The 15,382-nt window shown below is 42.7% G+C and carries 14 protein-coding genes; 13 read left to right on the forward strand and 1 reads right to left on the reverse strand.

The features are described from left to right. Window positions 1-6: 6 nt before the first annotated feature. From BRLA_RS08440 to BRLA_RS08470, 7 genes are all read left to right on the forward strand, one after another. Window positions 7-1,359 (forward strand): dihydrolipoamide acetyltransferase family protein, encoded by a 1,353-nt coding sequence (locus BRLA_RS08440; protein ID WP_003337834.1) that lies wholly within the window; start codon window positions 7-9, stop codon window positions 1,357-1,359. 228 nt (window positions 1,360-1,587) lie between these two features. Further along, window positions 1,588-3,672 (forward strand): stalk domain-containing protein, encoded by a 2,085-nt coding sequence (locus BRLA_RS08445; RefSeq protein WP_003337833.1) that lies wholly within the window; start codon window positions 1,588-1,590, stop codon window positions 3,670-3,672. A gap of 398 nt (window positions 3,673-4,070) precedes the next feature. Continuing rightward, entirely contained in the window at window positions 4,071-5,723 is a 1,653-nt protein-coding gene (locus tag BRLA_RS08450) for an acyl-CoA mutase large subunit family protein (RefSeq protein ID WP_003337831.1), read from the forward strand. 25 nt (window positions 5,724-5,748) lie between these two features. Then, a complete protein-coding gene (gene mce, locus BRLA_RS08455) occupies window positions 5,749-6,591 on the forward strand; it encodes a methylmalonyl-CoA epimerase (protein ID WP_003344737.1) in 843 nt (280 codons plus the stop codon). Continuing rightward, entirely contained in the window at window positions 6,584-8,140 is a 1,557-nt protein-coding gene (locus BRLA_RS08460; protein WP_003337829.1) for an acyl-CoA carboxylase subunit beta, read from the forward strand. Before mce ends, BRLA_RS08460 begins: the two co-directional genes overlap by 8 nt. Before the next feature lie 106 nt (window positions 8,141-8,246). Next, window positions 8,247-9,362 (forward strand): M20/M25/M40 family metallo-hydrolase, encoded by a 1,116-nt coding sequence (locus BRLA_RS08465; protein ID WP_003344733.1) that lies wholly within the window; start codon window positions 8,247-8,249, stop codon window positions 9,360-9,362. 137 nt (window positions 9,363-9,499) lie between these two features. Further along, window positions 9,500-10,609 carry a DUF3866 family protein gene (locus BRLA_RS08470; RefSeq protein WP_003337827.1) on the forward strand — a complete coding sequence of 370 codons (1,110 nt, stop codon included), beginning with the start codon at window positions 9,500-9,502 and terminating at the stop codon, window positions 10,607-10,609. A 7-nt stretch (window positions 10,610-10,616) separates the two neighbouring features. On the opposite strand, the gene BRLA_RS23620 is transcribed toward BRLA_RS08470, so the two are convergent. Next, window positions 10,617-10,754, reverse strand: coding sequence for a hypothetical protein (locus BRLA_RS23620; RefSeq protein ID WP_003337826.1), 138 nt, complete (start codon window positions 10,752-10,754; stop codon window positions 10,617-10,619). Between the two features lie 272 nt (window positions 10,755-11,026). Between BRLA_RS23620 and BRLA_RS08475 the strand changes: the two genes are divergently transcribed. The 6 genes from BRLA_RS08475 to xerD all read left to right on the forward strand — a co-directional run bounded on the left by BRLA_RS08475 (window position 11,027) and on the right by xerD (window position 15,348). After that, complete coding sequence (locus BRLA_RS08475) at window positions 11,027-11,590, forward strand: NUDIX domain-containing protein (protein WP_003337824.1); 564 nt, start codon at window positions 11,027-11,029, stop codon at window positions 11,588-11,590. A 2-nt stretch (window positions 11,591-11,592) separates the two neighbouring features. Then, entirely contained in the window at window positions 11,593-12,774 is a 1,182-nt protein-coding gene (locus BRLA_RS08480; protein WP_003337823.1) for an endonuclease Q family protein, read from the forward strand. A gap of 76 nt (window positions 12,775-12,850) precedes the next feature. Then, the gene (gene spoIIM, locus BRLA_RS08485; RefSeq protein WP_003337822.1) at window positions 12,851-13,477 is read left to right on the forward strand and encodes a stage II sporulation protein M; all 627 of its coding nucleotides are present in this window, start codon (window positions 12,851-12,853) and stop codon (window positions 13,475-13,477) included. Between the two features lie 94 nt (window positions 13,478-13,571). Continuing rightward, window positions 13,572-14,033 carry a ferric iron uptake transcriptional regulator gene (locus BRLA_RS08490; RefSeq protein ID WP_003337821.1) on the forward strand — a complete coding sequence of 154 codons (462 nt, stop codon included), beginning with the start codon at window positions 13,572-13,574 and terminating at the stop codon, window positions 14,031-14,033. A 105-nt stretch (window positions 14,034-14,138) separates the two neighbouring features. Beyond that, window positions 14,139-14,378 (forward strand): DUF4227 family protein, encoded by a 240-nt coding sequence (locus tag BRLA_RS08495; RefSeq protein WP_003337819.1) that lies wholly within the window; start codon window positions 14,139-14,141, stop codon window positions 14,376-14,378. Window positions 14,379-14,460: 82 nt separating this feature from the next. Beyond that, a complete protein-coding gene (gene xerD / locus BRLA_RS08500; protein WP_003337818.1) occupies window positions 14,461-15,348 on the forward strand; it encodes a site-specific tyrosine recombinase XerD in 888 nt (295 codons plus the stop codon). Window positions 15,349-15,382 lie beyond the last annotated feature (34 nt).

Consider the following 15,382-nt stretch of genomic DNA (forward strand, 5'->3'; position numbering starts at 1 on the left):
CGAACCATGGCAACGAAAGTACTCATGCCACAATTGGGCGAGAGCGTTACAGAAGGGACCATCACCAAGTGGCTTGTAAATGTGGGCGATGTGGTCAACAAGTATGATCCGTTAGCTGAAGTAAATACGGATAAGGTAACCGCCGAAGTGCCCTCCACTGTATCGGGACGCATTAAGGAGATCGTAGTTCCTGAAGGAGAGACGGTTAGTGTCGGTACTCTTATTCTTTATATAGAAGAAGGAACGGAAAGTGTCAGCAATTCAGCAGGCAGTGTAGAAGTAAGCTTGCCGGAATCTGCCACATCAATGCCGTCTTCAGCTCCTGCCTCGACAGGTGGAGCTGTGAAAAATGAAACCAAGGGGCAATCGGGAAGTAAACAACGCTATTCCCCTGCTGTGATGCGTCTTGCTCAGGAGCATAATATTGATCTAGCCCATGTGACAGGCACTGGCTTAGAAGGACGAATTACGCGTAAAGATGTACAAAAGGTGATTGATCAAGGTGGCTTACCGCAAGCAACCGATGCGAACAAATTAGCAACTACTCCACAGTCTGCGGCAATGCCGACTAGTACACCAGCACCATCTATGCCAGCAACACCGCAGTCCAATAGTCTCAGTCCAATGACCTCTTCAGCACCAAGTCAAGTATCTGTAGCAGCAGGAGACCAGAGCATCCCTGTGACGCCAGTTCGTAAAACGATAGCGTCACGCATGGTACAAAGTAAGCATGAATCCCCGCATGCTTGGATGATGGTTGAGGTGGATGTGACCAATCTTGTTCATTTCCGCAATCGTATAAAGGATGAATTCAAGCAAAAAGAAGGCGTTTCTTTAACCTTCCTGCCATTCTTTATCAAGGCAGTGGTAGAAGCATTGAAAGAATTTCCGATGCTTAACTCCTCTTGGGCAGGCGATCAAATCATCGTTCGTAAAAACATAAACATTTCTATTGCTGTAGCGAGCGAGGATGCTTTATTTGTTCCAGTTATTAAAGATGCTGATCAAAAATCAGTGTACGGCATTGCCAAATCAATTGAAGATTTAGCATACAGAGCGCGAGCAGGTAAGCTAACGATGGATGATATGAGCGGCGGAACCTTTACCGTAAATAATACTGGATCATTTGGTTCTGTGCTGTCACAGCCTATCATCAATGCACCGCAAGCGGCGATTATGAGCGTGGAATCCATCGTGAAACGTCCAGTAGTTATAAACGATATGATTGCTGTTCGTTCCATGGTTAATCTGTGTTTATCTCTTGATCATCGTGTTCTGGATGGGTTAGTATGTGGCCGATTCCTGCAAAGTGTAAAGGCGAAATTGGAAGCCATTGGCCCAGAAACGAAGGTTTACTAACACGAAATAAAATGGAAAAAATGAGGAAGATAGGTAATCTTCCTCATTTTTTTGGTTTTTTTATGTAACTTTTTCACGATTTGTTCGTATTAAATAATGGATACTATTTTAAAATTGCCTTAATGTTATGAACAACTTTGTCTTATTAACATTCTGTTAATGGTACACTGAAAGGGAGAGTTGAATTTATCCAAAGGCAAAAAATCGAGAGTGAACAGGAGGAGAATTATGAATAAACAACTAAAGAGAGGCGCATTCCTACTGCTAGCATCGACTCTAGCAATTACACCTTTGGTCTCTGTTCCGCAGAGTACATACGCAGCTAAGGGTTTGTCTGTTGATGCAAAAGATACGAAAACAGATAAGACAACGACCTACACCCTTGAATTTGAAGCAGAAGATGATCTAAAAAAGGGTGATGAGATCGTTGTAAATTTTGGTACAGATTTTGACTTGAGAGACGTTGATGAAGATTCGATCAAAGTAAATGGAAGCAAGCCAAAAGACGTATCTGTTAGCCGTGGAAAAATCACCATTGAAATCAGTAAGAAAATTGATGATGGTGATGATGTAGAAATTGTTATCAAGGATGTCGGTAACCCTGATGATGACGACGAATATGATATCTCTGTAGATGATGGAGAAGGAAAATCAACAGACTCAATTAAAATCGGGAAAAGTAAAAGCTCTTCTTCCAAAAGCAAAACTGAGAAAAGCGCCTTTTCCGTCGACTTTGGAAGCAAATATCAAGATGAAAAAACATCTCTTGAAATTTCCCGAATTGATTTAAATGACAAGCTAGACGATACAAAGTATGTAGAAGTGACATTCCCTTACTCTAGCATGGTACCTAATAAAATCAGCACAAGTGACGTTGAATTAAATGGATATTCTCCAAAAGACGTTGAGGTATCTGGAAGAACAGTTAAAATTAAGCCTAGCTCGAAAGCGGACGGCGATAAAAGGCTGACGATTAAATTTAACAAAGATGCGGGGATCAGAACCCCTTCTTCTAGTAGCTCTTTTAAAGTAGAAGTTGATTATAGAAATACGACCTACGTTTCAAAAGAATTTGAAATGAAAAAAGGTTCCTCCTCTGTAGATAGTGACTACAGTGTCACTTTATCCGATAACAAAGCAGGAGCTCGCAGTTCTGTGGCAATGGATGTAAGATTAAGGGATGAACTTAGAGGCGGCAATGATATTTATGTAGAATTTCCTACCCAAGATATGGTTCCAGGCTATATTTTTAGCTCATCTGTAACAATCAATGGAACTCCTGCGAGATCTACTGGAGTTTCGGGTCGTACGGTAACCTTGTCAACACCTTATAACTTCTCTAGTACAGATCGTGTACGTATCGAATTTAAAAACGACGCGTTCCTTAAAATGCCTACATCAACAGGCAACTACGATCTGGCTGTAAAATATAGAGATACAACTTATCGTTCTAAATCGTTTACTGTAGCAGCAGGAGGAGTAACACCAACAAATCCGACTAATCCTACGTATCCGACAAACCCAACAAACCCAACTAATCCTACAGTACCTGTGGTTCCTGCTAACAATAGCACAGCGACTGTAGCACTTAGCAAGCCTAATCCAAATGCAATTACTGGTATGACTGTTGGAATTAAGGCGCTAGGCGTTGGTCTTAGCACATCTGATTATATTGAAGTGGTTATGCCAACAACCTTCCGTGTCCCTACGACTATTCCAACAACAGCTGTGACCGTTAATGGCACATATCCAAGCTATGTTGGTACTCGTGGACAAAACTTGGTTATCTACCCATCAGTTAACCTACCTGCAGGTCAAGCAGTAAGCGTAGCAGTAAATGAAAATGCAAAAATCCAAACACCTGGAGCATCTAATATTTACAATGTAGGCGTTTATACATCTGCTGAAAAAAATCCGTTGTTCATTCGTCAAGTAACGGTCGGTGCGCAAAACGGAATCAGCTTTAAAGTAGGTGCAGCATCCTTTAAAACACAAGGAAAAACCTTCCCATTGGCTGTAGCTCCTTACACAGTGAATGGTAATACGATGGTACCAGCTACCTTTGTACGTGATGGGTTGAAAGTAAGCACAACCTACACAAAAGCGGCTGCTACTGTAAAATATGGAAAAACAACAATGAGCTTCAAAGTAGGTTCAAAGGTTGTCAACATCAATGGTAAGAACTATACTCTGCCAACCGCTGTACAATTGAAAAACAATGTACCAATGTTACCAATTCGTACAATCACTGATAACTTGCGCTTCAACCTAGCATGGGATAACGCTTCTTCCAGCGTCATTATTTTTAAATAAGAACGTAGCTTAAAGCCAAATACCCCCAGAAAAGATGGACATCCATGCAAGTCCATCTTTTGACTGGGGGTATTTTTTAATGGTTATAGGAGAGTGTTTCCTAAATGTATTGAAAAATCATCGGAACAATGAGAGCCAATACAAGAATAACGACCAGAATTTTGGCGATAGTAGATTGATGTTTCAATATGGGACAGCTCCTTTTCTTATGTTCAATAATGTTGCAAAAGGCTTTACTGTAACCAGAGGGAGGTAAAGCCATCATTTCTAAAAATTGAATCTGCTTACTTAAATGTACAAATGCTACTACCGTTGATTGAAAAACGGCGAGGCTATGCTAGAATAAAATAGAGGAGAATTCTTAATTTTTCCATTATGCTGGCATTGGGGGAGAACACGTGTCTGATCATAATTTTACCCAAATCTATCAGGACTGGCAACAACGGTTGAATCAACGGCTCGAGAAAATACCGGAACGCAAGAAAAGGTTTTCCACCTCTTCCGATTTGGAAGTCGAGCAGCTTTATCTGCCTAAAGAAGTGAATCAATCATATATGGATCAAATCGGTCTTCCCGGAGAATATCCATATACTCGTGGCGTTCAACCTACGATGTATAGAGGGCGCTTTTGGACGATGCGTCAGTATGCTGGATTTGGCTCAGCAGAAGAAACGAATAAACGGTTTCGCTACCTGTTAGAGCAGGGACAGACTGGACTAAGCGTTGCTTTTGACCTACCTACACAAATTGGGTATGACTCCGATGATTCTATGTCGGTGGGAGAAGTAGGGAAGGTTGGTGTTGCAATTGATTCCTTGGAAGACATGGAAACCTTATTACAGGGGATTCCGCTCGATAAAGTGAGTACCTCTATGACCATTAATGCACCGGCTTCTGTATTATTGGCCATGTACATCGTTGTTGCAGAGAAACAAGGAACACCGTCACACGCCCTAAGCGGCACAATTCAAAATGACATTTTAAAGGAATATATTGCTAGGGGTACTTACATTTTTCCACCGCAGCCCTCTATGCGTCTGATTACAGACATTTTTGCGTACTGTGCGCAACATGTGCCTAAATGGAACACGATCAGCATTAGTGGGTACCATATTCGAGAAGCGGGTTCTAGTGCTGTACAAGAGGTAGCGTTTACTCTAGCGGATGGCAGAGCATATGTAGAAGCAGCATTGCAAGCAGGCCTTGATATCGATCTTTTTGCTCCGCAGTTATCTTTCTTTTTTAATGCACATAATCATTTCTTTGAAGAAGTCGCAAAATTTAGAGCTGCCAGAAGAATCTGGTCAAATTTAATGAGAAATGTTTATGGAGCAAAGCAGCCAAAATCTTGGCAGTTCCGTGTTCATACACAAACAGGCGGTTCTACCTTAACGGCGCAGCAGCCAGATAATAATATTGTGCGAGTTACTTTACAAGCGTTGGCGGCTGTATTGGGTGGAACACAGAGCTTGCATACCAATTCCCGTGATGAAGCTCTTGCTCTGCCCACTGAGGACTCTGCACGTATTGCCCTACGCACTCAGCAGATTATTGCCCATGAAAGCGGGGTTACAGATACGGTCGATCCATTGGGCGGCTCGTATTATGTGGAAGCCTTAACTGACGAGATTGAAAAAGGCGTTCTGGCTTATATGGACAAAATCGAGAAAATGGGTGGCGCAGTTGCGGCAGTCGAAGCAGGATATATGCAACGTGAGATACACAAGCAAGCCTATGAAACACAACGTAATATTGAGTCTGGAGAAGAAGTGGTAGTAGGCGTCAATCGGTTCACGCTTGAGAATGAGACGCAGCCTGAGCTTTTACGAGTAGATCCATCGATTGGTACAAAACAGACGGAGCGACTGGGAAACCTGCGTAATCGTCGAGATGCGGTTTTTGTTGATCAAACGCTCGGTCGATTAAAGACAGCCGCAGAGGGCACAGAAAATGTAATGCCGTTTATTCTCGACTGTGTACGCGCTTATGCCACGATTGGAGAAATCTGTGGGGTTTTACGTCAGGTTTTTGGGGAGTACCGGGCGGTTTAATCGGGTCGAAGGAGGAAAGACAACGATGAAACAAAAAATTCGTGTATTAGTAGCAAAGCCAGGTTTGGATGGCCATGATCGCGGTGCACTCGTTATCGCTCAATCCTTACGTGATGCAGGGATGGAGGTCGTATATACCGGCTTGCGTCAAACCCCTGCACAAATTGTACATGCGGCGATTCAAGAGGACGTTGATTTTATTGGTTTGTCCTGCTTATCTGGGGCGCATAATGAATTATTTCCTGAAGTAATTCGTTTGTTACGAGAGCAGCAGGCTGAGGATATTATGGTTTTTGGCGGCGGAGTGATTCCGCAAGAAGATATTCCTTTCCTAAAAGAACAGGGGATTGCTGAAATTTTTACACCGGGTACTCCAACACAGGCGGCTGTAGACTTTGTTCGAAGCAAGGCGAGACCCAAAAGGGATAGCTGGCACGAAACTCCCAAACGAATTGCTCATATAGGCATCGCTGTCCAGTCAATTGAAGCGGTCCTTCCCTTTTACACGGAACAATTAGGTCTACAGCTTAAGGGAAGGGAAAAAGTGGAATCAGAGCAGGTCGAGGTTGCCTTTTTGCAAATTGGAGAAACGAATCTGGAACTATTGGAGCCTCTCTCCCCGGAGAGCCCAATCGCTAGCTTTATTACAAAACGAGGCGAGGGTATTCATCATATTGCATTGGATGTGGATGATATTGAGGGACGATTGCAGCAATTTAAACAGAATGGAGTACAGCTTGTCCATGAACAGGCGAAGCTAGGGGCGCATGGAGCACAGATAGCCTTTTTGCATCCTAAAGCGGCGAATGGCGTATTATTCGAGCTATGCCAGTATGAACAGCAGAAGGAGGGGCTGGCAGATGAGTGATGAGATGTACACTAAGATTGACGAGCTATACGAGCGGAAGAATAAAATAGAATTGGGCGGCGGAGATGAACGAATCGAAGCCCAGCATAGACGTGGAAAGCTCACAGCTCGTGAAAGAATTGATCTGTTAGTGGATTCAGGAACCTTCGTAGAGCTTCAGCCATTCGTAAAGCATCGCAGCAATCTGTTTGGACTAGATAAGCTGGAAGCCCCTGGGGAAGGCGTTGTGACAGGATACGGAAAAGTTCAGGGACGGACGATTTATGTGTTTGCCCAAGACTTTACTGTCTTTGGTGGGGCGTTAGGTGAAATGCACGCTAAGAAAATTGCTAATATTATGGATTTGGCGGCGAAAAATGGCGCCCCTGTGGTAGGCTTAAATGATTCTGGAGGAGCACGCATCCAAGAAGGGGTCGTTTCCCTAGATGGCTATGGGCATATTTTTTATCGGAATTCTATCTATTCAGGTGTTATTCCACAAATTTCGGTCATTCTTGGACCATGCGCTGGAGGAGCCGTTTATTCGCCTGCTATCACTGATTTTGTGTTTATGGTAGAAAAAAGCTCGCAGATGTTTATCACGGGCCCCAAGGTCATTGAAACTGTTACAGGGGAAAGAATTTCTAGTGAAGATCTTGGCGGGGCAAAGGTTCATTCCAGCATAAGTGGAGTTGCTCATTTTACGTCTGAATCGGAGGCGGAAGTGCTGGAAGAAGTTCGCCGTCTCCTTCAGTTTTTGCCTCAAAACCACCGCGAAGAGCCTCCTGTTATTTTGTTTGACGGGGAAGAGGGGAATTGGCTAGAGGAGATGCTAGACATTGTTCCTGTCGCTGGGACTAAGGTATACGACGTGAAAAAGGTGTTGAAACTTATTGTAGATGATGGAGATTTCATGGAAATTCAATCACAATTTGCTAGAAATGTTGTGGTTGGATTTGGGCGGTTAAAAGGTCAACCTTTAGGCTTTATTGCCAATCAGCCTAAAGTAATGGCAGGGGGACTTGATATTGATTCGTCTGATAAATTGGCACGTTTTATTCGCACTTGTGATTGTTTTAATATTCCGTTAGTTACCTTTGTGGACGTGACCGGCTTTTTTCCTGGAGTAAATCAGGAGCATGGGGGAATTATCCGACATGGAGCCAAAATTCTGTATGCATACTCAGAAGCAACTGTACCAAAAATAAGCATCATTACTCGTAAAGCATATGGCGGTGCTTACGTTGCGCTAAATTCCAAAGCCATTGGTGCTGATGTTGTATATGCTTGGCCTAATGCGGAGATAGCGGTGATGGGGCCAGAGGGCGCAGCTAGTGTCATTTTTGCAAAAGAAATTGAGAAAAGTGAAGATGCTTTGGAGACTAGACAACGAAAAATTACTGAATACCGTGAAAAATTTGCCAATCCTTATGTAGCAGCAGAGCATGGCATGGTAGATGATATTATTGATCCGAGAGAAACGAGAAAATACCTTATTCATTCTCTGGACATGCTAAAGACGAAACGTGAGGAGCGCCCTGCAAAAAAACATGGCAATATTCCCTTATAGCTATGCGAAATGGGAAAGAAAAAAAGTTCCGACTGAATAGTACAGACTCCTTTTTTACGGTATACTAAAAGGGTTACATAGAGAATTGGGAACGGAGGAAGTCAATGTGATTAATCAAGAACGAATTCTTGCAGAGTTTTTGGAACTTGTACAGATTGACAGTGAAACAAAAGAAGAAGCAGCGATTGCTGAGGTATTAAAGGATAAATTGGCAAGCTTGGGCTTTTCTGTAGAGGAAGATGATGTTGCTTCCAAAACAGAACATAGTGCGAACAATTTGTTTGCTAACCTAGAAGGTACTGCTAAGGGTCCTGCCATTTTGTTTAGCTGCCACATGGATACCGTCGTTCCAGGCAAAGGTGTAAAGCCTTCCATTAAAGATGGGTATGTTGTAACAGATGGTACTACGATACTGGGTGCTGACGATAAAGCAGGTATCGCGGCGATCTTTGAAGCGATTCGTACATTAAAAGAGAAAAACCTACCCCACCCATCTATCCAGGTTGTATTAACCGTTGGTGAGGAATCTGGCCTAGTTGGATCACGTCACATGGATGCGAGCAAATTAAAGGCAGAAATGGGCTTTATTTTGGATTCAACAGGGAAAGTGGGCGAAATTGTCAAAGCTGGAGCTGGCCAATACCGCATTGTTACCAAAATCCACGGAAAAGCTGCTCATGCCGGTGTGAATCCAGAGGATGGCATAAGTGCTATCACTGTGGCTAGCAAGGCTATTTCACGTATGCCGCTTGGACGTATTGATGAAGATACTACTGCAAACATTGGCCGTTTTGAAGGTGGTCGCGCTTACAATATCGTTACAGATTACGTGGAGATTTGGTCTGAGGCACGTAGTATGGTAAATGAAAAATTAGAAGCACAAGTGAAAAAAATGACGACTGCTTTTGAAGAAGTGGCTTCTGAGCTTGGGGCGACTTGTGAAAATGATGTTAAGTTTATGTATTCCGGCTATAAATTTGATGAAGGTACGCCAGTGCTACAAAAAGCAATTGCTGCGGTTAAACGTGTAGATCGCGAGCCGAAGCTAACCAATAGTGGCGGGGGCAGTGACGGTAACGTGTTTAACGGACATGGCATCCCATCTGTCAACTTTGGTATCGGGTATGAAGAGATACATACAAAAAATGAACGCATGCCTTTAGAGGAGCTATACAAGGCTTCTGAATTGGTACTAGCGGTTATCGCTGAATGTGTAGAATAACGAATAGGAAAAGAGCTTGGTCATCGCACCAAGCTCTTTTTTGTATGTCCTAGAAAGTTTGGAAGAGGAGGGGCATAGGTATGGAATGTATAATGTTCCATCTTTTTTAAGAAATAAAATGGATGAGGATGAAGAGAATGCAACAAATGATGGCAGGTCATATTCTTACCTGTATAGAAGAACGAACAGGAGTTACAGAAGTACTCGTTCAGCGAGCAGATGGTAAAAAACAACGTGCTATTTATTATGGTCAAAAAGAAGATGTAAGGGTGGGGAAATCAGTGTTGCTTAATGTTTCAGCAACTCATTTGGAGTTAGGAACCGGTGGGACAGACTTTATAATGGCTCTGGAACCTTTTTGTAATAGACAACATTACCCATCAAAATACGGGCATATTATGAAAATGCGCTATACTCCCTGGCAGATGGCCGTGGATACACTAGAAGAACAGGAGAGTCCCTATCATGGGCTATTTGCTCAGGAGGAATTGTCTTTAGCGGGGAGTTTTGTACTGATAGCAGAATTACATAGTATGCTGCCTGCATTATGCGTTCAATTAAAAGAACGGATGCCAGAAGCACGAATTGTTTATATGATGACGGACCATACCGCACTGCCACTCTCCCTATCACAGCATGTACACTGGCTTGTAAGCAACGAATATGTACACGCCACCATTACGACCGGTCAGGCTTTTGGGGGAGATGGAGAATGCGTCAATACCGTAACGGGCCTACTAGCTGCAAAACATGTGTATCAAGCGGATTGGATCATTTGTACGCCTGGACCTGGCGGAGTAGGTACAGGTACGCCTTATGGCTTCACAGGCTTACAATTAGCGGATATTTTGCATCATGTGGATATTCTGGGCGGAGTACCGTTTTTTTTACCAAGAATTAGCTTTGGAGATAAAAGAGAACGGCACTATGGCATTAGTCATCATACAACCACCCTGTTAAAGAAATTTGTGCTTCGACCTGTACTTCTACCGATACCTCTGTTTGGAGATGCACGTGATCTACATATCGAAAGCCAGATAGAACAATCATCTTTGGCGAAAAAACATATTATCCTCAGACAAAAAGCAGGGACAGTATCAGAGATTGATAGTCTGTATAAAAGGCATCACCTAGAGAAGCTTTCCTCGATGGGACGGAATTGGAAGGAAGACCCGACTCCCTTTATAACCGCTGATATAATGGCCAAAACTGCCTGGTGGCTTAAGCAACTAGTCGAAATGAACTAAGTACCGTTTAGACCTTGGGCTGATTTATTTGCTGTAAATAGTCATGTAATGTGATGGGCTGCTCAGATAAGCCACGCAGAGCGGCCTGAATTTCATTTACTTTCCCAACCAAGCGTAACTGTTTCAAATCTGTATATAATTTCATCCTAATGTCCCCCTTTGGATTTAGAAGAGTTATGTACAACTGATTGAGAGTGTACCTAGAACTGTAGTTTTATGTAAGAAGTTGTGGTCATTGAAATTCGAGGAGAGATTTTCTGAGAAAGGGTTGTACAAGCTATTCTTGATGCTAAGATATGGAGAGGGATTCGAAAAAAGAACTAAAAGGTGAATGATTTCAAAGGTAAATAGGTATTTTTATGAAAAGTATGGTGTGCAAAAGCAGCAAAAAACATTGTCCTTTAGGAGGAAACATCCATGAAACAAGCTCAGCACGATTCGTTATATGAAAAAACGATTGCTACGAAAAAAATCTACGACGGCAAAATTATTTCGGTTCAGGTTGACGATGTAGAACTACCGAATGGTCATACAGCTAAACGGGAGATTGTGAAGCATCAAGGTGCTGTAGCGGTTATGCCGATTACAGAGGATGGCAAATTGATCGTTGTGCGTCAATTTCGTAAACCATTGGAGCGATCTATTGTAGAAATTCCTGCTGGTAAGCTTGAGAGGGGAGAAGATCCTTTAGAGTGTGCCAAGCGTGAATTAGAAGAAGAGACTGGCTTTAAAGCCAAGGAGTATAAACATATCAGCTCGTTTTATACCTCACCGGGGTTTGCAGATGAGCTTTTACATCTGTACATGGCTACGGGATTGGTCGAGGGAGAATGCAAACCTGACGAAGATGAATTTGTTGAAGTGATGTACGTGACACTTGAAGAAGCTAGAAAACTTCATGAAGCGGGAGAGATTCGAGACGCTAAAACCGTTCTTGCTTTGTTTGTAATGGAAAATGAGCGTTTGAATCAGCGTCTGTAATCATGCTGTCCTCTTTCTTTGCGGATTTACATATACACATTGGCGGAACGATGTCAGGTAAGGCTGTGAAAATTACGGCTTCCAGAAAAATGACGCTTCATAGTATTTTGGAGGAAGCCTCTGAGCGTAAGGGAATGGAGATCATTGGTGTGATAGACGCGCATGCTCCCGAGGTGCAGGCTGAATTGCAGGAATTGATTGATCGAAAAATGGCTATAGCTCATCCCGATGGAGGCATCTATTATAAACGAACACTTCTACTGCTCGGCTGTGAGGTTGAAATTAAGGAACCTAATAGGGGAGAAGCTCATTTTTTGTGTTATATACCTGATTTGCGCAGGATGCGTCTCTTCACGGAGTGGTTGGCTGTTCGTTGCAAGAATGTACACCTAAGCTCACAACGCGTATATACAAGCCTTCTTGAGCTCCAGCATTTTATTGACCGGCACGAGGGACTTATGATACCAGCACACATCTTTACACCTCATAAAGGGCTTTATGGGAGCTGTACGGATCATCTTAGCGAGGTTGCCGATCCTAGCTTGGTCTATGCAGTTGAGCTAGGTTTAAGTGCAAATACAAAGATGACAGATCGGCTACAGGAGTTGCATGAGAAAACCTTTGTGACAAATTCAGATGCCCATTCCTTACAAAAGATTGGTAGGGAATATCAAGCGATCTTGCTAAAGCAACCAAGCTTCCAGGAGTGGGCGATGGCGATGCGGCGTGAGCAAGGCAGAAGGGTTGCGTCTAATTATGGGCTATCTCCACAGCTAGGTAAGTATCACCAAACAGCGTGTCAGGGATGTGGGTCCATGGAACAAGAGAATGAGCTGGGACGGTGCCCTGCGTGTGGGTATAAACGGATGGTAAGAGGTGTTAGCCAACGGATAGATCAGTTAGCTGATGTGCCAATCGGGGTGCATCCTACTCATCGTCCACCGTATGTAGAGCAGATTCCTTTAGAGTTTTTACCAGGGATAGGCCCTAAAATGCGGCAAAAAATCTATGAAAAAATCGGAACCGAAATGGATGTTCTTCACCGAGTAGATGAGGAGATTTTGTGTCAGATATTAGGTGAAAAAGTGACGAGTACGATTGTAAAGGCAAGGCGTGGCGAGCTATTGATTCAAGCAGGTCGAGCTGGGATCTATGGAAAGGTGATGGAAGAAAAAGGGGAGTAACACCTATTTATTAGTCATAGAATAGACAAGCGGTGCATAGATTGTAAGTATCCTGACAGCCAAGGAGGGGGCCGTCTTGCGTAACCGCTTTGGACATGGCATCCAACTTTATTTAAAAGAAAACCAATCCCTTTTCCTATTTACCATCGTCCTATTTACAATGGGTATTATCTTTGGAGCTGTGCTTGTTAATTCGCTTGATTTGTCACAGCGCCATGAATTGCTTGGCTTTCTCAATTATTTTTTCTCTAACTTTGATAAAAGCGGCATAACGGATTCCTCCCTACATTTTCAACAAGCGTTTGGATATCACTTAAAAACAATTTTGATACTGTGGGTATTAGGAATGTCCATTATTGGATTGCCTATGATTTTGCTCCTATTATTTCTTAAGGGTATCATTGTTGGTTTTACCGTTGGATTTCTCGTAGGAGAATTGCAATGGAAGGGAGTGACGTTTGCTCTGCTCGGTGTTCTTCCGCAAAATATGTTAGTGGTTCCCGCTATGCTCATTGCCGGCGTTGCAGGTATTTCATTTTCTCTTCGTTTGGTTCGTACTAGATTAGTTACACGTCGAGATAGCATTATGCCCCATTTCGCTCATTATTCGATTTTAATGGGGAGCATGTTTATAATCCTGATAGCTGCTGCTTTATTGGAGACTTTTTTGTCGCCATTATTAATGCAGTACGCTATTAATTAAGAATAATTATAAGATAAGAACTTATGTATTTGACTAAATAGATTTCTCTCCTCTATAATAAGTACAGGTTTGATGCGAACGGGGAGGGGCATACATGGAAGAAAAAATAGAAAAGATAAAGCAACAATTACATTCGCACCACTATAAATTGACTCCGCAACGCGAAGCTACAGTTCGTGTCTTACTGGAGAATGAAGCAGATCATCTCAGCGCTGAGGATGTCTACTTAAAGGTAAAAGACAAAGCTCCTGAGATTGGCTTAGCGACGGTATATCGGACCTTGGAGCTATTGAGTGAGCTGCGGATTATCCATAAAATGAACTTTGGCGATGGAGTAGCGCGTTATGACCTCCGAGATGATAATGCTAAACATCACCATCATCACTTAATATGCTTACATTGTGGTACGGTGGATGAGATATTCGAAGATTTGTTAGTGGGAACAGAAGAGAAGGTAAAAGCGGACTACAAATTTGCTGTAACAGATCACCGACTCAGTTTTTATGGAATCTGCCATCGTTGTCTTGATAAAGTTAATTTGGAAGACTACAAGTAAAAACTTCTCCATAGTAAAGGAGAAGTTTTTTTCTTGTTCATGAAAGTCATGAATAGGGACAAAAAGGCATAAAATAGCAACAACCGTGCTCAAGGGGCTGTTGCAATGAGTTTTCCATTTCGCCGTTTTATGGAATTAATTCGATTCTTTTTGCTTTTTGTCACTTGTTCCTTGTTTAGCTATGGAGTAGTATCCTACTTATCACACCATCTTTTGCCGGCAAATCCCTATAGAGAACCTACCGGGAATGCTGTTAAGGTGGTAAAATGGCTGAACAATAAACCCGTATCTGAGTTGGACTGGTATTTAGAGCGCCTTCAGCTTTTTTTCTTGGAAGGAGAATGAAAAAGCAGGATTTTGTAAGTGCGCTGTTGAAATGTATAAGGTACCACTCTGGTATAATTAATCCAGGAGGAGAAGTGGCTTCATGGATACGCTAATCGATCAGTTTACCCACTTTCTCGCAGTAGAAAAAGGACTTGCAGCAAATACGCTGGAATCCTATCAACATGACTTGGTAATGTACGCTGCTTATTTGAATGACCAGGGAATTAGCAAGATAGAAGATACTACACGTACTCATATCGTTGGCTATCTCTTCATGCTTCAAGAGAAAGGACGGGCTACGGCTACCTTATCTAGAAATATGGCATCCATACGTGCCTTTTATCAGTTCTTGGTTCGAGACCGTCATATGACAACTGATCCATCCATTCATCTGGAAACACCCAAAATCGAGAAAAGGTTGCCTAAGGTGCTGTCAGTAGAAGAGGTAGAGCGGTTATTAGATGGTCCAAAAGGAAATGTACCTATAGCATATCGTGATAAAGCCATGCTAGAATTACTATATGCGACCGGAATTCGCGTTTCCGAGTTAGTATCCTTACAACTGGGGGATATTAATTTGGACATGGGCTTTGTCAAATGTATGGGGAAAGGTTCCAAGGAACGCATGATTCCACTTGGTAGCATTGCCATTCAAGTAATCCGAACCTATTTGGATCGGGGGCGTCCACAGCTTGTTAAGGCAAGTTCAGACCAGGCGTTGTTTTTAAATCATTTAGGCACACAGATTACGCGCCAGGGATTTTGGAAAATTATTAAAAAATATGCCTTACAAGAGGGAATCCAAAAGGAGATTACACCGCATACCTTGCGACACTCCTTTGCAACACATCTTTTAGAAAATGGTGCAGACTTGCGATCTGTACAGGAAATGTTGGGACATGCCGATATTTCTACCACTCAAATTTATACGCATGTAACGCGTACGCGCATCAAAGATGTCTATGCAAAAACACATCCTCGTGCCTAAAGAGATGGACGTACACTTTACAAGGCAGACTTCA

Source organism: Brevibacillus laterosporus LMG 15441 (genome assembly GCF_000219535.2).
Classification (GTDB): Bacteria; Bacillota; Bacilli; order Brevibacillales; family Brevibacillaceae; genus Brevibacillus_B; species Brevibacillus_B halotolerans.